Origin of the sequence: Pseudoruegeria sp. SK021, assembly GCF_002119405.1 — a bacterium.
Classification (GTDB): domain Bacteria; phylum Pseudomonadota; class Alphaproteobacteria; order Rhodobacterales; family Rhodobacteraceae; genus Meridianimarinicoccus.
Map to the genome: position 1 here is coordinate 53,875 of NZ_MTBG01000005.1, position 22,345 is coordinate 76,219.

Annotated in this window: 20 protein-coding genes and 1 pseudogene; 8 read left to right on the plus strand and 13 right to left on the minus strand. The window is 58.7% G+C overall.

Features of this window, described 5'->3' with window-relative positions; translation table 11 throughout:
• The first annotated feature begins 5 nt into the window (after window positions 1-5).
• Both BV911_RS05365 and BV911_RS05370 read left to right on the plus strand, forming a co-directional pair.
• Complete coding sequence (locus BV911_RS05365; RefSeq protein ID WP_086052565.1) at window positions 6-932, plus strand: carbohydrate ABC transporter permease; 927 nt, start codon at window positions 6-8, stop codon at window positions 930-932.
• Window positions 929-1,753 (plus strand): carbohydrate ABC transporter permease, encoded by an 825-nt coding sequence (locus tag BV911_RS05370; RefSeq protein WP_086052566.1) that lies wholly within the window; start codon window positions 929-931, stop codon window positions 1,751-1,753. Before BV911_RS05365 ends, BV911_RS05370 begins: the two co-directional genes overlap by 4 nt.
• Window positions 1,754-2,242: 489 nt before the next feature.
• Here BV911_RS05370 and BV911_RS05375 read toward each other — a convergent pair whose 3' ends face one another.
• The 8 genes from BV911_RS05375 to BV911_RS05410 all read right to left on the minus strand — a co-directional run bounded on the left by BV911_RS05375 (window position 2,243) and on the right by BV911_RS05410 (window position 9,902).
• A complete protein-coding gene (locus BV911_RS05375; protein WP_240512155.1) occupies window positions 2,243-3,235 on the minus strand; it encodes an aldo/keto reductase in 993 nt (330 codons plus the stop codon).
• A 130-nt stretch (window positions 3,236-3,365) separates the two neighbouring features.
• Window positions 3,366-4,226 (minus strand): amidohydrolase, encoded by an 861-nt coding sequence (locus tag BV911_RS05380; RefSeq protein WP_086052567.1) that lies wholly within the window; start codon window positions 4,224-4,226, stop codon window positions 3,366-3,368.
• 3 nt (window positions 4,227-4,229) lie between these two features.
• The gene (locus tag BV911_RS05385) at window positions 4,230-4,556 is read right to left on the minus strand and encodes an L-rhamnose mutarotase (protein ID WP_240512156.1); all 327 of its coding nucleotides are present in this window, start codon (window positions 4,554-4,556) and stop codon (window positions 4,230-4,232) included.
• Window positions 4,556-5,296 carry an SDR family NAD(P)-dependent oxidoreductase gene (locus BV911_RS05390; protein WP_086052569.1) on the minus strand — a complete coding sequence of 247 codons (741 nt, stop codon included), beginning with the start codon at window positions 5,294-5,296 and terminating at the stop codon, window positions 4,556-4,558. The genes BV911_RS05385 and BV911_RS05390 overlap by 1 nt, the downstream gene beginning before the upstream one ends.
• 68 nt (window positions 5,297-5,364) lie before the next feature.
• Window positions 5,365-6,357 carry a substrate-binding domain-containing protein gene (locus tag BV911_RS05395; protein ID WP_086052570.1) on the minus strand — a complete coding sequence of 331 codons (993 nt, stop codon included), beginning with the start codon at window positions 6,355-6,357 and terminating at the stop codon, window positions 5,365-5,367.
• Complete coding sequence (locus BV911_RS05400) at window positions 6,354-7,391, minus strand: ABC transporter permease (RefSeq protein WP_168183989.1); 1,038 nt, start codon at window positions 7,389-7,391, stop codon at window positions 6,354-6,356. Before BV911_RS05400 ends, BV911_RS05395 begins: the two co-directional genes overlap by 4 nt.
• Before the next feature lie 12 nt (window positions 7,392-7,403).
• On the minus strand, window positions 7,404-8,882 hold the full coding sequence (locus BV911_RS05405; RefSeq protein ID WP_086052572.1) for a sugar ABC transporter ATP-binding protein: 1,479 nt from the start codon (window positions 8,880-8,882) through the stop codon (window positions 7,404-7,406).
• Window positions 8,883-8,885: 3 nt separating this feature from the next.
• Window positions 8,886-9,902, minus strand: coding sequence for an ABC transporter permease (locus tag BV911_RS05410; protein ID WP_086052573.1), 1,017 nt, complete (start codon window positions 9,900-9,902; stop codon window positions 8,886-8,888).
• Between the two features lie 154 nt (window positions 9,903-10,056).
• Here BV911_RS05410 and BV911_RS05415 point away from each other — a divergent pair, with 154 nt between their 5' ends.
• Window positions 10,057-10,899 carry a GntR family transcriptional regulator gene (locus BV911_RS05415; RefSeq protein ID WP_205963803.1) on the plus strand — a complete coding sequence of 281 codons (843 nt, stop codon included), beginning with the start codon at window positions 10,057-10,059 and terminating at the stop codon, window positions 10,897-10,899.
• A gap of 547 nt (window positions 10,900-11,446) precedes the next feature.
• Here the strand turns inward: BV911_RS05415 and BV911_RS05420 are convergent.
• A pseudogene (locus BV911_RS05420) lies at window positions 11,447-11,741 on the minus strand (IS5/IS1182 family transposase); the annotation flags it as partial.
• Between the two features lie 135 nt (window positions 11,742-11,876).
• Here BV911_RS05420 and BV911_RS05425 point away from each other — a divergent pair.
• The 5 genes from BV911_RS05425 (at window position 11,877) to BV911_RS05445 (ending at window position 16,040) form a co-directional block, all read left to right on the plus strand.
• Complete coding sequence (locus BV911_RS05425) at window positions 11,877-12,308, plus strand: hypothetical protein (RefSeq protein ID WP_139840035.1); 432 nt, start codon at window positions 11,877-11,879, stop codon at window positions 12,306-12,308.
• A gap of 13 nt (window positions 12,309-12,321) precedes the next feature.
• A complete protein-coding gene (gene ltnD, locus BV911_RS05430; protein WP_086052576.1) occupies window positions 12,322-13,206 on the plus strand; it encodes an L-threonate dehydrogenase in 885 nt (294 codons plus the stop codon).
• Window positions 13,207-13,351: 145 nt separating this feature from the next.
• Window positions 13,352-14,623 carry a 3-oxo-tetronate kinase gene (otnK, locus tag BV911_RS05435; RefSeq protein WP_086052577.1) on the plus strand — a complete coding sequence of 424 codons (1,272 nt, stop codon included), beginning with the start codon at window positions 13,352-13,354 and terminating at the stop codon, window positions 14,621-14,623.
• Window positions 14,620-15,267: an aldolase gene (locus BV911_RS05440; protein ID WP_086052578.1), complete on the plus strand. Its 648-nt coding sequence runs from the start codon at window positions 14,620-14,622 to the stop codon at window positions 15,265-15,267. Before otnK ends, BV911_RS05440 begins: the two co-directional genes overlap by 4 nt.
• Window positions 15,264-16,040 (plus strand): hydroxypyruvate isomerase family protein, encoded by a 777-nt coding sequence (locus tag BV911_RS05445; RefSeq protein WP_086052579.1) that lies wholly within the window; start codon window positions 15,264-15,266, stop codon window positions 16,038-16,040. The genes BV911_RS05440 and BV911_RS05445 overlap by 4 nt, the downstream gene beginning before the upstream one ends.
• A 240-nt stretch (window positions 16,041-16,280) precedes the next feature.
• Here the strand turns inward: BV911_RS05445 and BV911_RS05450 are convergent, their stop codons facing one another.
• The 4 genes from BV911_RS05450 to BV911_RS05465 all read right to left on the minus strand — a co-directional run bounded on the left by BV911_RS05450 (window position 16,281) and on the right by BV911_RS05465 (window position 21,973).
• Entirely contained in the window at window positions 16,281-17,261 is a 981-nt protein-coding gene (locus tag BV911_RS05450; protein ID WP_086052580.1) for an aldo/keto reductase, read from the minus strand.
• A 552-nt stretch (window positions 17,262-17,813) separates the two neighbouring features.
• Window positions 17,814-18,548 carry a pseudouridine synthase gene (locus BV911_RS05455; protein ID WP_086052581.1) on the minus strand — a complete coding sequence of 245 codons (735 nt, stop codon included), beginning with the start codon at window positions 18,546-18,548 and terminating at the stop codon, window positions 17,814-17,816.
• 1,005 nt (window positions 18,549-19,553) lie between these two features.
• Window positions 19,554-20,666 (minus strand): ParB N-terminal domain-containing protein, encoded by a 1,113-nt coding sequence (locus tag BV911_RS05460; protein ID WP_086052582.1) that lies wholly within the window; start codon window positions 20,664-20,666, stop codon window positions 19,554-19,556.
• Window positions 20,663-21,973: an AAA family ATPase gene (locus BV911_RS05465; protein WP_086052583.1), complete on the minus strand. Its 1,311-nt coding sequence runs from the start codon at window positions 21,971-21,973 to the stop codon at window positions 20,663-20,665. Before BV911_RS05465 ends, BV911_RS05460 begins: the two co-directional genes overlap by 4 nt.
• Window positions 21,974-22,345 lie beyond the last annotated feature (372 nt).

A 22,345-nucleotide genomic window follows, 5' to 3' on the forward strand; every position in this document is an offset into this window, starting at 1 on the left:
CCGTCATGAATGAGGGCACCGCCCATTCGGCCGCCGGTCCGGCGCAGCGCAGCGCCGCGCGACGTCGCCATGCGGTGCCCTATCTGCTGATTGCGCCAGCCTTGGTATTGGCGGCGGTGATCGTGTTGTGGCCACTGACCGTGATCGGCAACATTTCACTGCATGACGTCAATCGCTTCGGCCAGCTTCGGGGGTTCTCGGGGCTGGCCAATTTCGCCGAGCTTTGGCGTGATCCCGATTTTATCGCCACCCTGTGGCGAACCCTGATCTGGACGATCGGCGTTGTCGGCGGCACGCTGATCCTGTCGGTGCCGGTCGCGCTGGTCCTGAACCGGGATTTCCATGGCCGCGCCTTGGCCCGCGTGATCATCATGCTGCCGTGGTCGGTGTCTGTCACGATGACAGCGGTCGTCTGGCGGTGGGCCCTGAACGGTGAATCCGGGATGCTCAATTCGGCGCTGCGTGCTGGTGGAATCACGGAATCGAACATCGTCTGGCTGTCATCGGCGGCCACGGCCTTCCCCATCCAGATCGGCATCGGAATTTTGGTATCCATCCCGTTCACAGTCACAGTTTTTCTGGCCGGGCTTTCCTCGGTTCCCGAAGATATTTATGAGGCCGCGTCGATTGAAGGCGCCAGCAGTTGGCAGCAATTGCGCACCATCACCCTGCCGATGCTGCGCCCGTTCATGACCCTCGCGGTGGTGTTGAACGTGATCTACGTCTTCAACTCGTTTCCGATCATCTGGGTTCTGACCCAAGGCGGCCCGGCCAATTCCACCGATATTCTGGTGACCTATCTTTACAAGCTGGCATTCCGTTTTGGACAAATGGGGCAAGCCGCTGCGGTATCGATCATTATGTTCGCGATCCTTTTGGCCATTACCCTGCTTTACGTTCGGCTGGTCACCAAAACAGAGGCAAAATCGTGAACACCAAAATGCGCCATACCCTCATCGCATGGGCGCTGATTGGGCCGATCGCGGTGGTGATCTTGTTCCCTTTTGCCGTGATGCTGATCACCGCCCTCAAACCTGCCGATGAGGTGTTGCAGCCTCATTGGTGGCCGCGCAATCCACAATGGGGCAATTTCATTGCGATGTGGAAAGCCACCAATTTCGGCCCCGCCCTGCTGAATTCCCTGCTGGTGTCCGGCTTCTCCACAGCGCTGGCCGTTGCCGTCAGCGTGCCTGCCGCCTATGCGCTGGCGCGGATGCCGTTTCGCGGCAAAGGGGCATTCCGGCAGTTTCTGTTAATCAGCCAGATGCTGTCGCCCATTGTTCTGGTCTTGGGGCTGTTTCAGCTTGTGGCCTCTTTGGGGCTGCTCGATTCAAAGCTGTCAATCGTGCTGGTTTATGCGGCCTTTGCCATCGCCTTCGCAACGTGGCTTCTGCAATCCTATTTCTCGACAATTCCAAGAGACTTGGAAGAGGCCGCGTGGATCGAAGGCGCAAGCCGCACCACTGCGATCCGCACTGTGTTTCTGCCGTTGGCCCTGCCCGCCATTGCGGTGACGTGCATCTTTACCTTCGTGCAGGCGTGGAATGAATTTGTTCTCGCCTTAACGCTGCTTCGAAGTCAGGAGTCCTACACGCTGCCGATCCAGATTTTTTCGCTTGTCGCCGGGCGCTATACGATCGAATGGAACTATGTGATGGCCGCAGCACTTGTCGCGACGGTACCTGTCGCGATCGTGTTTGCCATTATGCAACGGCATCTGGTGCGTGGGCTGGCGTCGGGTGCAGTCAAATGAGATGCAGGCACGGCCAAGGAACACGCCACGCCTTTGACATGTTGTTCGCCCGAAGCAGCCCAAGAAGAACGCAGCGTTCACGCGGTCCGTTCTTTGGCATAATCGTTCCACAGGTTGAACGTGTCAGCCTCGACCGGTCGCGAAGGACCAGTGCGTAGGGTTTGCCCATCCGTCAGGTGCTCTTGCACAAATCTGAAACAAGCCGCGGGGACAGATAATTCTGATGGAAACTGGAAGGCGCGGACATGAGTTTGGATCGTGCCCCCCCCAGGCATCATATTCAGCCATTGTCGCCTACGTTCATAGATCAGGGGTGGGGCCGGCAGATGGATCGAGTTTCAGCCGCAAACGCCCCCAATTCGGCGCGTGGCGGCAAACCACCAAGCGTAGTCTATTGGCTGAGAAAAGACGAACCCCAACCCGATCAGCAGGAGCAGGAGCAGAGAGCGGCGTCAATCACGCCAGAGCCTGTTCAAAATTGGGATTAACTCAGCGCGCCGTGGTATGCGACGAGTCCTGCGCCCAGAAGGCTTCTGAAACAGGATGCGTCATCGCATCAATATTGCGCTGGAGCGACGACCTTTTGGCTGTTCCGATCAGAACGGACGCGACCACGGGGTTTCGAAGCGGAAAGGCCATGGCCGCTTGGGCGAGAGTGACCCCCGCAGCCTTTGCAGACTGCTCCATTTGCGCGACTTGCTTAAGAATATTGTCAGGGGCGGGCCGGTAGTCATAAAGAGCACCCTCGACGGCCCCCGTCGCCAAGATGCCTGAGTTGAAAACCCCGCCGATGACCAACGATGTCGACCGTTTCGCACAAAGTGGGATCAGGTCGCGTTCTGCCGAGCGGTCCAGCAATGTATAGCGTCCGGCCAGAAGGATGCCGTCAAGATCGACCCGGGACAGCACATCTAAACAGGGCTGAACCTCGTTCACGCCAAGACCAAATCCCCGGATTACGCCCTGACGCTTGAGATCTTCCAGCGCGGCGATGCCGGTATCCAAGAAGTTCGCAAGGTGGCTCTGATAGGCGCTGCCTAAACTTTTGGGTTCCAGATCATGGACCCACAGAATGTCTGTTCGGTTCAGGCCAAGGCGCGCAAGGCTGAACTCATGCGATCGGCGGATCGCATCGCCGCTATAATCGAAGCGAACATCAAACGGCAAAGGATTGACGAAACCATGATCCGGAACTGCATCGCTGGGACATGGATCAAGCAACTTGCCAACCTTTGTCGACAAAACATAGCTTTGCTCGGGCTTGTCCCGCAAGAAATCGCCAACCCGCCGTTCAGACAATCCATGTCCGTAAAACGGGGCTGTATCAAAATAGCGAAACCCATTGTCCCACGCGCATTGCATGACGTCATTGGCGTCGGCGGTAGAGACCGGTCGATACAGGTTTCCAATTGCGCCGCACCCGAAGCCAATTTCGGACAGCGCCACGTCTGTTTTGCCAAGTCGCCGTGTTTTCATGGTCATGTCTCTGCCTGTTCCAGCCCCGAAAGGGGGACGCCGGGATGACCGACGATAGTGTCAATTTCTGTGCAAGGCTGCGGGTCGTGCGCCCTGCCGCTATTGGTGAACGGTTCCGCCGTGATGGGGCAGGCCCCTAAGGCGCACTGTGCCGCAGCTGATAGGCTTGCGCCGCATTTCCGCGCAAAATGGCAGTCTGTTGATCCAGAGGCAAATTGCGGAGTGCATCACGCACAATCGATAGGCTGCGCCGATACCCGCCTGCTAAATTACAAACCGGCCAATCAGAGCCGTACATACAGCGCTCTGGCCCAAATATGTTCAGAACCTCATCGATATACGGCGTAAATTGCGTGTCGTCGGACGACTCCCACGCGGCTTCAGTGGTCATTCCGGATAGCTTGCACCAGACATGGTCGCGGTGGGCTGCGAAGCCCGCCATCGCGTTTGCCCATGGGACAAACCCATTCTGTGCAATCTCAGGCTTGGCGATATGGTCAATGACAAACCGCAGATCTGGAAATGCCGCCACCGTCTCTAGTGCGGCAGGGATTTCGCGGGGGCGCAGCAAAAGATCATAGCTCAGCCCGCGCTTTACGACTTGTGCCAAGCCATGCCGGACATCGGTGCGGCAAAGCCAGTTAGCGTCGGGTTCGTCATGGACCTGATGGCGAATGCTGACGAGGTACTTGCCGCCAACACCGGCCAACAGTTGGTCCAACTGTGCACCAACATCGGGCGACGTCAGGTCGACCCACCCCACGACCCCAAGCACGAACGCCGTTTGGGTGGCAAGCTCAAGGAACGCAACCGTTTCATCCAGACTTGACCATGTTTGAACAAGGATGGTCCCGTTCACGCCGTTCGCTGCCAACGCGGGTTCCAGATCCTGCGGTGCAAAGACTTTTCGGATCGGCTGGTGATGGTCAGTCATCCAAGAGTAATCCCCCTTGGACGGGTCCCAAAAGTGGTGGTGGGCGTCGAGTGCTTCAATCATGGCTCAATCCAAATGAAAGACGTTTTCCATAAAGCTCCACCATTCGCCGTCAGACCGGCTTGGCAAAGGTTTCTGGCACGGTTCGGTGACCTTGTACCATTGCTGCGTGACGGGGTCGGCATCGATCCGACGTGCGGCTTCTGCATAATCGTCACCGTCATAGTCAAACACCCCGAACAACAGGTTCTCGGGTTCGCGCAGGAATATGGTGAAGTTGCGCACCCCGTTCCGGCTGATCGCCGCCAGCACGTCTGGCCAGACCTTTGCATGCAAGGCTTTGTATTCGTCAATTTTGTCGGCGTGCAGGCCGATGATCATACCATAGCGCATCAGTCGAAATACAATCCGCCGTTCATGTCGATGACTTCGCCGGTGATGAATCCGGCCAAGGGCGAGGCCAAGAATGTCACGGCATGGGCGACTTCTTCGGGCTCGCAGAAGCGACCGACGGGAATTTCTGACAGTTGTTTGGCACGTTGCGCATCCGTCAACTGTTCCGACACCATCGGAGACATGACATAGGCGGGGGCGATTGCATTGACTGTGATGCCTTTCGCTGTCGTCTCGCGGGCGGTCGAAAACGTCAGGCCGATCATCCCGCTTTTAGACACCGAATAAGCTGTGCCAGCAGTCAATCCGCCGGACTTCGCCGCATAGGATGCGACATTCACAATCCGGCCCCATTTGACCACCGCCATGCCAGGCAGGACTGCTTTCGACAGCAGAAAGGCAGCATCAAGGTTGATTGCATGCACCTTGCGCCACTCTTCAAGCGTCGTTTCCGCCATCTTATTATTGGACAGGATCCCCGCATTGTTGACGAGGATATCCACGCGGTTAAATTTCTCAAGGATCGATGCCATGGCGCCTAGCAATTGGTCGGTATTCGCAAGGTCGACTTGGACGCCCGACACGGCGTCGCCGTATTTGGCGGATAATTGTTCAAGTTTTGCGGCATCGAGATCCATCATCACGACATGCGCGCCGGACGACACTAAGGCCGAAACAATCGACTTGCCGATCGCGCCAGCTGCTCCGGTGACGACAGCTATTTTTCCGGATTGGGTCATTCGAAACCTCAGTTAAAATACTTAAAGGGGGAAGATGAGGGCGGAGCATGGCCCCGCCCTCGGATCGATTAGATCTTCGGCGGGCTCATCAAAGCCTGCACGGCAGGATCGCCCTGACGCAGAATTTTGACGCCGGTATCAAGGTCGGCGGTTGGGACTTGGCCCATGCCGGGGGATGTCAGGCTATCGAACTGGGTCGGATGCGCGGCGGACCACAGCATCCAGAACGACATCACGCCCATCATGTAGGGGTTTTGCGCGACGGTTGCGCCGTATTCACCGTCTTCGATGCCCTGCAGGATCGGCACATCCAAGGACCAAGCCAAGACGCTGATCTTGTTGGCACCCTCCATACGTCCGACATTGCGGGTTGCCGACAGCGCGCCGGTGGCAGGGTTACCGTGAGCGCAGAAGATCACGTTGATTTCAGGGTTGGCTTGCAGCATCGCGGTATTCACCGTTTCTGCCTTTTGCAGATCCCCTTCATCGTTGACCGTGGCAACGATTTGGGCCCCCGGTGCGACCGACGCCAGACCTGCTTTGAACCCTTCAAGACGGCTCGTGATCGAGTCGAGGCCCGGGATCAAGGAAACCCCGACGCGCGCTTCGTCGCCGTGCTCTTCGCCGATGGCTTTGCCCGCTGCGAAGCCGGCGTTGTAGTTGTTGGTGCCAACGAACAGCAAACGGTCGGAATTGGGTGAGTCACTGTCAAACGTCAGCGTCGGCACACCGGCAGCCATGGCGGCGTTGATCGAACCGGCCAGTGTGTCCGCATCACCGGCGGTGACCGCGATCCCCTTCACGCCTTTGGCAACCAATTGGTCAACCGCACGCGCTTCGGCAGAGGCATCCCAATCAGCGGGGCCTTGAAGTTCGGTGGTGGCGCCCACAGTCGCGGCGGCGTCTTGGAAACCGGCATAGGACCAGTTGAAGAATTCTGACCCTTTCAGGAATACGACCATGCCGTAATGTTCCTGAGTATCCTGCGCATAGCTTGCGCTGCCGAGTAGCGTGCTTACGGCAACGGTAACGGCCGCCAAACGAGTTCCTAGTTTCATCATGGTTTACCTCCCTTTGATGTTTGATAGTGCTGTGATTGGTCGAGCTTGCTCTGGCGCAAGGCCTTGAGCTTTTGGGTGTTTTGGCGTGCGATGAACCGGCTGATCAGAACCGCCAAAAGCAACATCACGCCGTTCACCACGTCGTACCAAAATGTGTTGACTGCGGATGTCACGAACGCGTTGTGAACCACCGCCAAAAAGATCACGCCCAGAACAGTGCCGAAGATGGTGCCGCTGCCGCCCATGATATCCGCGCCGCCAATGGCAACCGAGGCGATCGCCTTCAGTTCGGACGCATTGCCGTGGCCCCAATGGGCCGCGCCGTATTTGGCGGCGGCCATGATCCCGGCGCAGCCCGCAAGCGTCGATGACAGGACATAGATGCTGATCTTGACCCGCGAGACGTTGACACCTGAAAACCGTGCCGCCCGTTCCGAACCGCCGATGAAATAGAGCTGCCGAAAGTACCGGTGATGTGCCAGCAACAACCCGAGGATCAGCGCCGTGACCGAAAAGAAGATGATCGGAAAATCGACCCCGAATATCCGGCCTTGTCCCAACCATAGAAATCCTTCGGAAAATCCAGAGATCGATTTCCCGTCGGTGATGGCAAGGTTAATTCCCCGCAACGTCAGAAGGGTGCCAAGGGTAATGATCAGCGGATGCACGCGAAGCATTACGATCATCACGCCGTTGAGCGCGCCAATGCCCGCACAGGTGATCAGCGTCAGGACCACTGCCACCGGAACCGGAAGACCCGCTTGCACCATCAGCTTTGCGACCAGAATTTCGCCGAATGCAAAGACCGACGCGACCGACAGGTCAATCCCGCCCATAATGATGACGAAGGTCATCCCAAGGGCCATGATGCCCTCGAACACCATGTTCATCGCCATGACGCGCAGGTTCGCCGTGGTCATCACATTGCCGAAGGCCGCCTGAAATCCAAAGGCAATCGCCAGGATCACCAAGGCTAGGCCGACATATTGGATGGTATTGATATTAAGACGCGCCTTGCGAAAGCCGGTTTTCATCTGTGCCATCCTTCAGTCCACGGCCGAGGCCATGACGCTTTCGGGCGTCAGGCTGCCATCATTATTGTCAAGTTGCGAAGCCACGGTGCCATTTCGGAAGACCAAAAGGCGGTCGCTCATCCCAAGCACCTCGGGAAGCTCAGACGACACCACGATCACCCCGATCCCCTCGTCTGCCAGACGTCGTAACTGCTTGTGAATCAGTGATTTTGCGCCGACATCGACGCCGCGTGTCGGCTCGTCCACGATCAGGACCTTCGGGCGGGCATTCAGCGCTTTGGCCAACAAAACCTTTTGTTGGTTACCCCCAGACAAATCAACGACGCGGGTGCCGGGTCGTGCCGGACGGATATCCATCTCGCGAATGAACTTCAGCGCAGACTGGCGCATGGATTTGCGGTTTTCCATTCCAGCCCGAGATTGCCGGTCAAGGGTCGACGCACCAATGTTGCGCACCATGTCATAGTCTAGGAAGACACCTTGGCTTTTGCGATCTTCCGAGACGTAGATCACGCCCTTTTCCATCGCATCAGCCGGATCGTCCAGCGTGACCGCTTGACCGTTCAATTCGAAAGTCCCGGACAAACGCCGGTCGGCGTTGATGAGCGCGCGCATTGCTTCCGTGCGGCCCGATCCGATCAGACCGGCAATCCCAAGGATCTCACCGCGCCGCAAATCAAAGGACACATCCTTAACTGCGCCAAACAGTGATAGGTCGCGGCACTTGAAAATCACCTCGCCAATGGACTTGGCCCGAGGCGGATAAAGATCATTCAGGTGACGGCCAACCATCATCGAAATGATTTCCTCAGGACTGGCCTGTTTCGTGGGGCGCGTTCCAACCAATTTGCCATCGCGCAAAACGGTGATGCGATCCGAGATCGCGAACAGCTCCGTCAACTTGTGGGAAATGAAGACAATCGACAGGCCTTGCGCCTTCAGATCATTTACCACGCCGTAGAGTTCTTGGATTTCCTTCTCCGACAAAGACGAAGTCGGTTCATCCATGAAGATCAGCTTGGCGTTCAAGGCGATGGCTTTGGCCACCTCAACCAATTGCTGCATCCCGACGCTCAGGCTTCCGGCCAGAGCACGCGGATCGATATCCACACCCATCCGCTGGAAGATTTCGGTCGCCGCTTTGAACATTGCGGGCCAGTCGTTCAGGCCGAACGCGTTGGTCTTTTCGCGCCGCAGATAGATGTTCTCGGCAACCGATGCATTGGGAACCAAACTTAACTCTTGGTGAACCACACTTACCCCCGCACGCATCGCATCGAGCGGGTGCGCAAAGTCGACCTCTTGGCCGTCAAACAGCACCGTGCCTGTGTCGCGTGACAAGTTGCCGGATAGAATGTTCACCAGTGTTGATTTTCCGGCGCCATTTTCACCGATCAGGGCGTGCACCTCACCGGGCAGGACGTCGAAATCAACGCCGTGAAGGACCATGTTGGTGTGAAATGATTTGGTAATTCCGGTCGCTTTTAGCATCGGTCAGCTCCTTGCCCGGAATGTACGCAGCGCATCAACACCGACGGCGATGATCAAGACCGCACCAATGGTGGCCTGTTGCCAATTCGGGTTCCCGTTCAGCAGCACGAACCCGTTGCCGATCAATGCGAGCAGTAGGACGCCCAAGAACGTGCCTAAGATGCTGCCGCTGCCACCGGCCAAGCTTGCCCCGCCAATGACGGCCGCTGCCAATGCGCGAAGCTCTGCGCTGATGCCGTAGTTGGCGTAGCCGATCTTGTTGGCGGAGGTCATCAAAACCGCCGCGATCCAGACGAAGATGGCGGAAATCAGGTAGGCCGAGATGCCCAGCCGCGCGGTCCGCATGCCAGACAGCTTCGCCGCCTCGGGGCTTTCGCCCAAATAGAACATCCGGCGCAAGGGAACCCAGTTGGCCAATAACAGCCCGTAGACGAGCGTCACCCCTAACGTGATCAGCAACAGGGCCGGGATGCCGTAGAACATATCACCAATGTGAAATCCGAACTCTTGACGGGCAAAGCGGGAGAACCAACGCGGCGCTTGCGGGAACGAGACATATTGCCCGGTCGTCAGCACCGTCGCAAAGCCGCGCGCTGCTGACATCATCCCCAAAGTTACGAGGAAGGGCAGAATTCCCGCCTTGACGACCAAAAGCCCGTTGATGAACCCACAGAGCAGCGCAATGGCAAGCCCCGCCAAGAGCGACGGAAACACCGGATAACCGTCGCGGAGCAGCATCGCCATGACCACCGAACTCAGCGCCAGCACCGATCCGACCGACAAATCAAGGCCGCGAACAATCAGGACCGTCGTCATCGCGACCGCCAAAAGGACGTCATACGACATCAGCGACAAGACGGCTTTGAAATTGATCCAGCTCAGGAAGCTGTCCGGGCGCAGCGCCCCCAACGTACAGATCACTGCCAAATTGATGAGTATCAACCAAAATTGTCTGCTTGAGACCAAGCGCGATACCAGTGCGGTCTGGTCGGCCTCAATCGTTCGTTCGGTAATTGTCATGCGGCGCGCATCCTCCAATGCGGACGGGGCTGCGCGACAACATCGCGGTGCCCCTCCTTGTATTCCGCAACCGATATACCGATATATCGGTTAATGCAAGGCGGGAATGCACCTTTCCCAAATGGCCAAACACTGTCATAATACCGAGTGAAAATTGCTTTTTATCGGCGAATATAGATCAACTGGAGCAGCGGACAGCATGGCAAGACCAAGGAAGGAGGCAAAAGAAACTGCCCTAAAAAATACCAGTGCATCGGTATTTCCAGCGTCATTCATGACCGCAGTTGATGCCTCGGCTCCCCGCGCCTCTCAGGTGTATACGATCATGCGGCGCGCGATCATCGAAATGATCTTGCCCCCCGGCAGCATCATTAACGAGAGGGCCATCTGCGAAGAGTTAGGTGTGTCCCGCACCCCGCTTCGGGAAGCTCTGATCAAACTAAACGATGAAGCGCTGGTCAAAATCGTGCCGAACAGCGGCACTTTCGTGTCGCGGATCGTGCTCGAGACCGTGTTCGAAGGCCAACTCGTACGGCATGCGCTTGAGATGAAGCTGGTCCGGCTTGCCGCCATCCGAATGACTGCCGATGCCGAACGGCAGTTTGACTTTAACATGTATCAACAAAGGCGGCTCGCGCAGGATTGCGACTATGAGCAGTTTTATGAGTTGGACGAAGCGTTCCATGCCCTGATTGCTGAAGTGGGCTCTTCTCCCCGGGTTTGGCGGATCGTACATTCAGCAAAAGCGCAACTTGATCGGGTGCGGCGGTTGGCCTTTCCGATGCCAAGTCACTTGGACATTATCCTATCCGAACACGACGCTATCCTAACCGGATTGAAACTGCATGATCCCGATCGCGCAGGCGTTGCGATGGAGGGTCACCTCGACCGCGTCTTTGAATCTATTCGGACGCTGGTTTCTGAGCAGAAAGACCTGTTTTCAGCAGAGGCTGAAAGCACGCTCGACAACTACTTGAGTTGGCTGAGAGAGAAGTAAGCCGACGACGCTGTGGGGGCTGTTCCGAACGGGCATGTCGCGGTGTGATGCCGCTCCTTTAACGACACTTACTGTGACAACCGCGTCTGTCTATGGGACAGAAGCGTGGGGACGAATGAATCGCCCCGGTTTCAATCGGGATCTTTGACTTCATTTCACGCGACCCGAATCCGAGCTGGCGCACCATTCAGATCGCGGCGCCCAAGGCGGATTCAACCGGTCGTCGCCCCCCCTTTTTAGGAGGTGTAGATGACACAATCAGGCTGACGAAAGTCGAAACGTTCGACACGGGGCAAATTAAATTCTCCGGGAAGTCTGGCAACGTGAGAATCTGTGCCGGTTCTGGCGGGGTGTGGCCGCAGGTCATTCCAGTGAGCTGTCCGCCATCAAAGCGGGTGTTTCCGGACCTGTCGGACTCCGGTGGTTTCGGCGTTCTGGCGGAATGCCTCCCACACACCTTGCACCTTCGGCGATTTCCCTGACGAGCCGAAAACGGACTTTCCCTGAGCGAGAAGAAATCGCTATGGAATGTGCGAGGGGGACAGGTATGGACCTTTCTCCAATACCTGCGACGCGACACGCCATGCTTGCAGGCCACCCATTCGCCGTTGCCGCGAAACTTGGTGCCGGTGCTGTCAATGAGCGGGGTCAGCGGCTACCCGGAGGCGCGATACGGGGTCTGGATCGCGGCATCGGCAAAGGTCTCCGGCCGTCCCCGCCTTCTAAGCGTGCCAGACCATGCCCGGATCATGCCATACCAACACAGAGCCCCGCTTGCGCAGTGCGGCGTTGTAGGATGACCAGTTCTTCGGGCGATAGCGGGTCGGAGAGGGCTTACTCATGCGCCCGACCTAACCGTCAGGCTTCGCTAGGTGAATCCCTCTCGCCGATCTACGCAACATTGTCGGCTTGACGGAAAAAATCTGATCCCGGTACTGCAAAGCGACACGCATCAGCGCGAGGTCGCCATCTTCGGCATGTTCGGATCCCCTGCCAACGTGACTGATGGCCGGTACGTTTACTTCAACTCTCCCGAAGACATGCGTGCAGTGGGTCTTTATGAATACACGCTGATGCCGATGCGGCGGGAAAAACTATTCACCCGCGAAGAGTTCGACGGGGCCGAGTTGATCCGTGACTTCACGCACACGGCAGGATACCCGGTTCTTAAAATTCCGGCGCTTAAGAACGCGGCCGGTCAACCCTGCGGCCATGCCAGCCAAGGACCCTATGCCGACACCACCCGGCGCCTGTTCGATCTTGAAAGCGACCCGGCGCAGAACAACCCGATTGAGGACCGTGCCGTCATTGCAAGACTTGTCCAGAGCACGAGCGCGGTAAGGGCCGCAAACGAAACACCGCCCGAAGCCTTCACCCGCCTCGGGATTGCCGCGCCGACAGATCAGTAAGAAGGAAAAGATCATGACCAATATCGCAGTGATCGGGCTTGGCTCGATGGGGTACGGGATGGCATCGTCCTGCCTTCGGGCTGGGCACCAAGTGTGGGGTGTCGACCTGAACACCGCAGCGGTGGACCGGTTCGTCAGCGCGGGCGGCCAATCGGCGGCCCTGCCCGGCGATCTGCACGCGGTTTCGGTCGTGGTGCTGAACGCGCCTCAGACTGAAGCGGTGCTGTTTGGCGACGATGGTGTGGTCGCCAAACTGACGCCCGGCGCGGTGGTGCTGGGCCATGCAACGGTGCCACCGGCGTTCGCGCGGGATATGGCGGCGCGTTGCGCTGCTGTGGGCGTGCATTACCTTGACGCACCGATTTCCGGCGGGGCCGCAAAGGCCGCCTCGGGCGAGCTGTCCATCATGGCCTCTGGCACGGCAGAGGCGTTTGCCGCAGCGCAGCCGGTGCTGGATGCCACCGCAGCGACAGTGTTCGAACTGGGCGACGCCGCCGGGGCGGGCAGCGCGATGAAAGCGGTGAACCAGTTACTCGCAGGGGTCCACATCGCCGCTATGGCCGAGGCGTTGACCTTCGGCATGACCCAAGGCGTCGCGCCGGACAAATTCGTCGAGGTGATCTCGAAATGCGCCGGCACCAGCTGGATGCTTGAAAACCGCGCGCCGCACATCGTCGCCGGTGACTACACGCCGCTGAGCCAGGTGAACATCTGGCCCAAAGATCTGGGCATCGTGCTGGACATTGCCCGCGATGCAAAGTTTTCGGCGCCGATCACTGCCGCAGCGATGCAACAGTTTCTGGCCGCTGCGGGCATGGGGCTGGGTGGCGAGGATGACGCGGCAGTTGCCAAGGTCTATGCCCGCAATGCCGGGCTTGCGTTGCCGGGGGAAGATTGATTGCCAGCCGCGCCCATCGCCGCTACCGCCAGACAGGCGGAGGCGGAGATTGGGCGCGGCCCTATCACGGGGCACGCCGCTGGCGATGAACCGAGCGGCTTCAGATGTGGCTTTGACGACACGGACAAGGGACGAGGGAAGAGACATGACGACAGTACTGGGTTGCATTGCGGATGATTTCACCGGCGCCACCGATCTTGCTGGAATGCTGGCACGATCGGGCGTGAAAGTGAGCCTGCGAATGGGGGTGCCGGACAGCCCCCCCTCAGACACCGCGGCGGTCGAGGTCATCGCCCTTAAATGCCGGACAGCCCCGGTGGTGGACGCGGTTGCGGAAACCCAAGCGGCGCTTGCATGGTTGCAGGCTGCCGGCGCACAGCGGTTCTTCTGGAAGTATTGCTCGACCTTCGATTCGACGGCCGACGGCAATATTGGCCCGGTCTCAGAAGCGCTGATGGCCGCACTTGGCACGACCCAGACGATCTACTGCCCAGCCTTCCCCGAAAATGGCCGCGCCATCTTTATGGGCAATCTCTTTGTCGGACGTCAGCCATTGGCGGAAAGCCCGATGCAGGACCATCCGCTGACCCCGATGCGCGACTCGAACCTCATGCGGCTGCTGGAACCGCAGGTGACCCATCCGGTGGGCCTTGCCGACCGGTTGACCGTGGCCAAGGGCCCGGACGCGCTGAAAACCGAGTTGGACCGGCTGGCAGCTGAGGGCATCGTCCATGTCATCGTTGACGCAGTGGCCGACGAGGATCTGACGACAATCGCGCAAGCGTGCCGCGACATGACGCTGATGACCGGCGGCAGTGCCGTCGCTGCGCCGCTTCCGGCATTGTGGCTGGCCGATGGCACCCTCAGCCCAGAAGCCACCGGCACGGAAATCCCGACGCTTGATGCGACGGCGGTCGTGCTGTCCGGCAGTTGCTCGGCGATGACGCGGGCGCAAGTGGCCGATTACACGGACCGCGGCAAGCCAGCCTACCAGCTTGACCCGCTCACGTTGGATCGTGGCGGCGTTCAGGCCGCGCTCGACTGGCTGGCGGCCCAAGATCTGGCCAACGCGCCCCTGCTCTATGCCACAGCCGAACCCGCAGCAGTGCGGGCGGCGCAGGACCAGTTGGGCACAGCGCGCGCTGGCGAGATCGTCGAGCAGGCCCTTGCCAAACTGGCCGTCGCCGCCCGCGACCAAGGCGCCCGCCGCTTTGTTGTGGCCGGGGGCGAAACCTCTGGTTCCGTTACCCAAGCGCTGGCCGTGACCCGCCTCGACGTCGGCAAGGAAATCGCCCCCGGCGTGCCGTGGTGCTTTGCGGACAGCGCAGGCCAACGCATCGCGATCACACTGAAATCCGGCAATTTCGGCGCGAAAAACTTCTTTGCCGGGGCCTTGGCGGCACTGGAGACCGCATGACTGACAGCGCCCTGCGCGAGCAGATCTGTCTGCTGGCCAAATCCATGTTCGACCGCGGCCTGACCGGCGGGTCGACTGGCAACATCTCGGCCCGGACCGCCGATGGCGGATTACTGGTCAGCCCCACTGGCACCAGTTTCGGCCGCCTCGACCCCGGCCGGTTAAGCCGGTTTGACTCCGCTGGCATCCTGATCAGCGGCGATAAACCGACCAAAGAGATGCCGCTGCATTCCGCCTTCTACGACACGCGGTCGACGGCTGGGGCGGTGGTTCACTTGCATTCGTGCCATTCGGTGGCACTGTCGATGCTGCCGGACATCGACCCAGACAATTTCCTGCCGCCGCTGACCCCTTACGGCATCATGAAGCTGGGGCGCGTCAAGCTGCTGCCCTATTTCATGCCCGGGGATCCGGCCATGGGGGAGGCGGTACGCGGTCTGGCTGGCAAGCGCAGCGCGGTCATGCTGGCCAATCACGGGCCCGTCGTGGCGGGCAAGGATATCGAAGCTGCCTGTAATGCCATCGAAGAGTTAGAAGATACGGCGCGGCTGACCCTGCTCACCCAAGGCCGCCATCCGCGCGGTCTGAGCGACACGCAGGTGCAGGCGCTGGTCACCAAATTCAACGTGGAGTGGAGCGCATGAAATTCTCAGCCAACCTCGGCTTTCTTTGGGCCGACCGGCCGCTACCCGACGCGATCCGCGCGGCAAAGGCTGCGGGATTTGACGCGGTCGAATGCCATTGGCCCTATGATGTCCCTGCCGCCGACGTCCAGGCCGCGCTGGCAGAGACCGGTTTGACCATGCTGGGCCTCAACACCAGTCGCGGCATCCTTCGGGCGGGTGAGAACGGCCTCTCGGCGCTGCCGGGCCGCGACGCCGACGCCCGTGCAGCCATCGACCAGTCGATCGCCTATGCCGTGGCCATCGGGGCGCCAAATATCCATGTCATGGCCGGTTTCGCCACTGGTGACGACGCGCACGCCACCTTCCTGTCGAACCTCGCCTATGCCTGCGCAGCGGCGGCACCGCACGGCATCACCATCCTGATCGAACCTCTCAACCGTTACGACGCGCCGGGCTACTTCTTGACCACCACGGCGCAAGCCCGCCAAATCATTGCCGAAGTGGGCACGCAGAACCTGAAGCTGATGTTCGACTGCTACCATGTGCAACTGATGGAGGGCGACCTCACCCACCGTCTGTTGGACTTGCAACCGATCATCGGCCACATCCAGTTCGCAAGTGTCCCCGATCGCGCCGCCCCTGACCATGGTGAGGTCAACTATACCCACATCTTCGACATCGTCCGGGACATGGGTTGGCCCACACCGCTTGGGGCCGAATACAAGCCCGGAGGCGATACCGACGCGACCCTCGGCTGGCTGACCGCGATCCGCGCGCGATCCGACACATAAGGCGCAGCCATCCCCGCCCGTGGCTGAACCGGCCACAGGCGGGAAAGTTGATCGGCAAGGACGGGTGCGCCGTCTTAAGCGCTGCTCATGCCGCCACTGGCTAAGTGTCTGGCCAATGGCGGCGGAATCGCCAAGGTTTCACAGTTCCTGCTTTCCTTCGGCCTGACCGATGCAGAGGGGCCGTTGGCGTTCCCTGACCTTGCGTGGGTCTGCCGACGACCTGCCCCTTAGCCTGATCGATTAGCGGGTTCTGTTCTTACCCCACATATCGATATCACAGCCAAGTTCCACTTTAAGCAGTTCCGACGCCGCCGTCAGCGCCTCAAGCACCGAGGGGTCAAGCGACACATCCATTAGCTTTTTCAGGGCCCGGCTTTGCGCACCATTACGGGTGCCGACGATTACGCCCCCAACCGCCGGGCGCGACTTCAACCAGCCGATTGCCAAGTCTTCCATGCTCAGTCCGGTTTGATCAACCAGCGCCCACAACTCATCCAGCAGGGTTTGACCCGCTGCTTCGGCCCCTTCTTCGGTATGGGTCGCCTCGGCCCATTTTCGGTGGTCGAACATCCTCGTCCGGGCGCGGTTGACCGGAAACTCGGCAAGAGATTTGTATTTCCCGGCCAGCAGCCCCTGCATCAACGACGAGTAGCACATGATCGGCACGCCCGCCGCTTCGCATTTCGGCAGCACCTCGAATTCGATGGCGCGGAAGAACAGATGGTAGGGAAGCTGGTTGACCGATATTTCGCCAAGGTCGGTCGCTTCGTCGATGTCATGACGGCCAAAGTTCGACACGCCGTACCACCGGATCTTGCCCGCGTCCTTCAGCGTCTTTAGTGCGCCGATGCTTTCGGCCAAGGGCACATCGCGGTTCGGCCAATGCAGCATGTAGATGTCGATGACATCAGTGCCTAGATTCCGAAGGCTACGGTCGCAGGCCGTGATGATGTCTGCCGGCGCAAGATTGTCTCTGGCCACTTTCGACGAAATGACCATCTCGGACCGTTTGTTCCCCAAGGCGCGCTTCAACAGTTGCTCTGAATAGCCGCTGCCATACGCTTCGGCGGTATCGAAGAAGTTGATGCCACAATTGAAGGCCTCTCGCAGGGCCTCGATGGAATCCTGTTCTTCCTGCTTACCGAACGCACCAGCGCCGCCCATGCAGCCATAGACGAGCGGGCTGGTCTTCAGATCTGTATTGCCGAATGTTGTGGTCACTTGGGACACCTCGTGCTGGTCATCTTGTCTGCCAAGGCTCTACCAGTTTTAAAGCGAGCCGTCTTTCCAGCAGTTCACAGTCAGGTCGACATGGCCAGCCTTAAACACCTGAAACCGCCATCTCGACAACCACCACGACGGTCGCTTTGAGGGATGCCGACACTCGGCGGCGGAAGACTTCAGCCGAATGGAATGCATAGCCCGGATCGAGCGTGTCAGACCACATCGGGCCAAGCGAAACCAAGGCTGCGAACGCGCGCGCCCCATGTCGACGACATCGTCACACCAAGCATGCCCATCCACCCAGAACCGTTTATTCGGGAACCGACCGATTCAGTCTATCCTGTCGCGGACGCCAGCCTTTTGGGGCGCTGACGGTTTGGATAAAGGGGTCGATGCGGCCCTGCCCTATTCCAAGCATGGACATTTTGTTGTGCCGCAATGCCTGAAAGTCCGCAACAATTAGGTCACGCCGGGGGCGGTCCGCCCGAGGAAATCGGCCAAGGCAAGTGGCCCTCAAACTTTCGCATCTGTTAAGATCGCGACCCCAAACTATTGAAAAATAGACGCGATCTCCTTTTCACCCAACAGCTTCCACGCGCCGGGTGCCATGGCATCAGGCAGGCACAGTCCGCCCAGACGTTCCCGGTGCAGTTCCAAGACGTGGTTGCCAATGGCCGCAAACATGCGCCGCACCTGATGGTATCGGCCCTCGGTGACACTCAGCCGAGCTTCGGTTCCCGAGATGACCTGCAACTCGGCAGGCGCCAGCGGCTTATCTTCGCCCTCCAGCATCAAATGGCCCGAGGCAAACAAGTCGCCTTCGGTGCCCTGAAGCGGGCGGGCCAGCTTGGCGCGATAGACCTTTTTGACATGGCGCTTGGGGCTGATGACCCGATGCAGCAGGTCGCCATCATCGGTCAGTAACAGCAATCCGGACGTCTGCTTGTCCAATCGACCAATGGTCGACAGCGCCGGGTTGCGCCGCTTCCAACGTGCGGGCAGAATATCATACACCACCGCGCCATGCTCTTTATGTGAACAGGTCATCCCCAAAGGCTTGTTCAAAAGAACAACCATTCCCGCGACGGGATCAAGCGCCTCGCCGTCGATCTCCATTCGGGTCGGCAAATCCGGCGTTACAGAAATGCGTTTGGTCACATCCAGAAGATCGACATCGTCCAGAGTGATACCGCCAGCCCTGGCCAATCGCGCCACGTCGTTGCGTGAGCCATAGCCCATGGACGACAACAGTTTATCGACGCGGGATGTCGCAATCTTCGCCATTGGAGTGTGTCCCTCAGATCGCCCTAAGGCAGGTTTCGATGTTCCTATGTTTAACAACGCATAGGAAATTCAGGGGTCGTTGTGTTGCAAACTTTTCACTTGGTGTCCCCTTGCGTCGGATAAAGCAGACATTCGGGAAGTCGTCGCTGCATGACTTGGACAGAACGCTGATTGCCGTCAAGGACACACAGAGCCCGCAATCGGTCAATCTGCACCGTTGGTCAGAGATCGGGATCTCCTCGAAAGGGCCGTGGCCTCTGAGTGAATAAGTGAGAGACGCCTGTGTGCCTGACAAAGACCGACAGAGGGGCTTCCAAGGCGTCTCGGTCAACCAGTCAAAGCGTATCTAGAGCCCGAGGCACTTCTGTGAAGTCCTTAGGAAATGCAACAAGTACTGCGAATACGTTGCAACCGAGTCCCGTGTGTAGCCTAGGCAAACTGAAACATTAACCATTATAGTACAACATAAAATCATCTCAATAATCATTTCATCCCACTTATGACCATCACTTAGCTAGTCCGCCCATGTCCCCAACTTTATTGAATCGAACCCCACGTACACGGTAGCGCCAATTGGCGCTTAAGGGCCCGATTACCTTCAAAATTCAGTCGGCCGGATTGCCAAACCTCCAACCGTGCTTCAGAAACTTTCAGGCGCCGACCAGCTCAACGGCAAATTCGAGAGTGCAGGGTCAGCCGCACTTGTCACCAGTAGAGCCGCCGGAGTTGACGGAAGAACAGAGGCACTTACGGCCTCAGTTGAGTATGCCTGACCATTTCGGACAAGCATGACGACACCATACCTTTGGCTTCCAGACCGCCTGCGGCTGCCTTCATCCCGTTCATCTGGCCGCGCGATACTGCAGGTCACGTAACCCGCCTTTTAAGCAACCGGATGGCGGCCGCCTCACGAGGCCAACCACGATACAATTTGAACCGCTCACCGGACGTAACGACAAAAATTTGAACTCTCTGCGCGTGCGTTCCCCGCGGGGAACGCACGGCTCACCCGCCCCCCTGCCCTTCCAAAGATCCCAAGAACTGACGCACTGCTTCTTCCAGTTTCCGGCGATCCATTGCGGTGAAATCCGTGTCGAGCTTCAACTCGATCCGCCCCTGCGACGCGGTACACCGCACGTCACCCTGCGCACTGCGGATTTGAAAGGTTGTCCGTGCCCTTCGTGCTGGCTTAGCGGAACCGACCGGCACGCTATTTTTCGACCCCGCCGACGCCGCTGGCCCCTCACCCGTAAATGCACGCAGCAGAACCAGCTCATCCTCTGCGGTTCGAATCGTGGCGGAACGAAGCCGGCGCAACAACAGTGCGACGCTGTCCGGCTCATCTTCAATTCGCTTGCGGACGGCCAACCCCAACGCGCGTGGAATCGCTTGGGGAAAACTCAGATGCGGCTCGAGGACTTGCAACAACTGCGCGAAAGCCCGGATATAACTGCGTTTCTGTTTTGCAGCAGAACGATACAAGACCTGAACCGCCTCATCCACCGTCGCCACCGTGGTCGCTGGATCGTCCGCATATGATCTGGCCAGCGCGGCCATTTCAGCAAAGGAAATATCCGTCCGGATCAGGTTCTCGTCCACCATCCGCCGGTAGAGGGCATCAAGAGTTTCTCCAGCTTCCAAAACCACTGCGGGAATAGAGGCAAAGCGCTCATCACCGGTCTCTTGAAACAAGGCCCGGAACGCCGACAAACGCCGCGCACCTTGCACCAATTCATACCCATCGCCTGCCACCTCTACTTGAATTGGATTGGACAAGCCGATTTCGTTGATGCTGTCTTTCAGCTCTTGCAGGTCATCAATATCAACCTCACGGCGGTCACGGGTCAACTTTGCAGCATGCACCTCTGCCAACGGCAGGCGCTGAAGAACCAAGCCCTGCGCTTTAAGCGCGACAAATTCATGGGCGAGGGCGTCGTTCTCGGCCCGTATGGCCTGCTCGCGCTCTGCCCGATCCCGCAAGGAGTCGACATTCTCGCGCACCGCGCTGGCCATCGGCCCCCGCCGATCCCCAACACTGGAAATGCGCGGCGCGTCATCGCCGGACACCGGCGTTTCTTCTGGCATGTCGATGTCGAACATTCTGCGCTTACGGCTCATGCCTTGTCCTCCATATCATCCCATGCGGCGATCAGGTTGTCGCGAAATTCACCGTAAGCCCTGTCAAAGGTGGCCCGAGCACGCCGCCATGTTTCCCGGGTCATATTACGGTAATCAATTTCATAGACCGAACTCAGGAAGCGGCCAGACTGCTCAACCGCCCGGGTCAGTTCAATCGGATGCTCGGCAAGCCGCTCGCCGAAGACCTTACCAAAGGCATCATACATCGCCCGATGAAGGTCATTGCCCGGCTCAAATCGCGTCAGCAGAAACCGCACGTCAAGAAACGCCTTCGGCCGCCCGTGGTTCCCCGCGGGGAACGCCACATCCCGGAACCCAGCATTGAGATCCTCTAAGGCTTCGCTCAACTGGCCGATGAAGCTGGTGGTGCTGTCATACTCCCAGTAGCCAGGCCCGGACGGGATATAGAGGACATCGGCCGCGAACACGGCGTTCATGGACTGATAGCCAATGGCCGGTGGACAATCGAAAATGATCATGTCGTAGCTGTCATCGGGAATGGCATCGAGATAGCGGGCGACCGCCGCGAAGAACGACCAGTCTGGATTGAGGTGGCGGTACTGCGCCGAGGCAAACTCAACGAAGGCAGCGTTTGCACAGGACGGGATCAGATCGATGGTCGGCCACGAGGTATTTTGAATGAAGTCCGACACCCGCAACTCTTCGAGGCCCATATCGCGCACCGAAGCGGGCAGGCGGCGTTGCGGCACCGATGCGCCGGACGCCGCTCCGCTGGGCATGGCGTTCATTCTATCAGTCTCACGGATCAGGTCTCTCGCCATGATGCCCCAAACCGTGTGGTCCTCGGACACGTCCGACAATCCCATAGAGTGACTGAGAGTGGCTTGCGGATCGAAGTCGACACACAGTACCCGATACCCGTCCAACGCCGCCGCATGGGCAAAGTGCAACGCCACCGTAGACTTGCCCGCTCCGCCTTTGAAATTCGCAATCGCCGCCCGGATTGCGCGCTTGCCCGCTGGACGCCGGGGCAGAAGGGTCTTCCGGTTGATTTTCATCCGCCGGCGCAACTCATTGATCTCTTCGAGAGAGAACCAACGCTGCCGCCCATCCTCTTCGACCTCACCGGCTGGCAGAGACGGATCCGCGGCAAGCCTGCCGCGGAACGTCGACTGGTTCACTTGAAAGATCAGCTCGGACACTTCCCAAGACGAAAAGCGGCGCAGGGTCTTCTCTAACTCGGGAGAAAATGTCTGCTTCCGAATCCAGCCCTGCATCTTCAGGGATTGCGACTGAAGAACGTGGAGATCTTCATAGGTATACATGGGGCCTCACAAGACGCTATTTCTGCTCTGTTCATGAAATACGCCTATTAGAAAAATTAATCAAAAGGGAATATGCTGGAACAAGCGAAAATCGTCTCGGTGCCATTTTCAATCGTAAACAAGGACCTTTACGCGAATCGTAGGCAGCGCCGGTCGCGACGCCATACGAAGCAGTACCGTGCCAAAAGGGGGGGCGGGATCCAGTCTTCCTCCCTGAATAGGGGGACAAAAACGTCAAATAGGGGGACAGCCAAGCAGGCCCCCATTACCTTAGATACCAAAATCAATTACGAATTAGGGCGATAGATCCGAACGCGATGCCAACGCAGTTGACAGATCAGGGGAACGGACGTTAAATCCAAGCACACTACC

Coding starts and splice junctions, on each gene's coding strand:
- BV911_RS05365 (WP_086052565.1), top strand. CDS start 6: ATGAATGAGGGCACCGCCCATTCGGCCGCCGGTCCGGCGCAGCGCAGC.
- BV911_RS05375 (WP_240512155.1), bottom strand. CDS start 3,235: ATGACCATGAAAACACGGCGACTTGGCAAAACAGACGTGGCGCTGTCC.
- BV911_RS05380 (WP_086052567.1), bottom strand. CDS start 4,226: ATGATTGAAGCACTCGACGCCCACCACCACTTTTGGGACCCGTCCAAG.
- BV911_RS05385 (WP_240512156.1), bottom strand. CDS start 4,556: ATGCGCTATGGTATGATCATCGGCCTGCACGCCGACAAAATTGACGAA.
- BV911_RS05390 (WP_086052569.1), bottom strand. CDS start 5,296: ATGACCCAATCCGGAAAAATAGCTGTCGTCACCGGAGCAGCTGGCGCG.
- BV911_RS05395 (WP_086052570.1), bottom strand. CDS start 6,357: ATGATGAAACTAGGAACTCGTTTGGCGGCCGTTACCGTTGCCGTAAGC.
- BV911_RS05400 (WP_168183989.1), bottom strand. CDS start 7,391: ATGAAAACCGGCTTTCGCAAGGCGCGTCTTAATATCAATACCATCCAA.
- BV911_RS05405 (WP_086052572.1), bottom strand. CDS start 8,882: ATGCTAAAAGCGACCGGAATTACCAAATCATTTCACACCAACATGGTC.
- BV911_RS05410 (WP_086052573.1), bottom strand. CDS start 9,902: ATGACAATTACCGAACGAACGATTGAGGCCGACCAGACCGCACTGGTA.
- BV911_RS05425 (WP_139840035.1), top strand. CDS start 11,877: ATGTTCGGATCCCCTGCCAACGTGACTGATGGCCGGTACGTTTACTTC.
- ltnD (WP_086052576.1), top strand. CDS start 12,322: ATGACCAATATCGCAGTGATCGGGCTTGGCTCGATGGGGTACGGGATG.
- otnK (WP_086052577.1), top strand. CDS start 13,352: ATGACGACAGTACTGGGTTGCATTGCGGATGATTTCACCGGCGCCACC.
- BV911_RS05440 (WP_086052578.1), top strand. CDS start 14,620: ATGACTGACAGCGCCCTGCGCGAGCAGATCTGTCTGCTGGCCAAATCC.
- BV911_RS05445 (WP_086052579.1), top strand. CDS start 15,264: ATGAAATTCTCAGCCAACCTCGGCTTTCTTTGGGCCGACCGGCCGCTA.
- BV911_RS05455 (WP_086052581.1), bottom strand. CDS start 18,548: ATGGCGAAGATTGCGACATCCCGCGTCGATAAACTGTTGTCGTCCATG.
- BV911_RS05460 (WP_086052582.1), bottom strand. CDS start 20,666: ATGAGCCGTAAGCGCAGAATGTTCGACATCGACATGCCAGAAGAAACG.
- BV911_RS05465 (WP_086052583.1), bottom strand. CDS start 21,973: ATGTATACCTATGAAGATCTCCACGTTCTTCAGTCGCAATCCCTGAAG.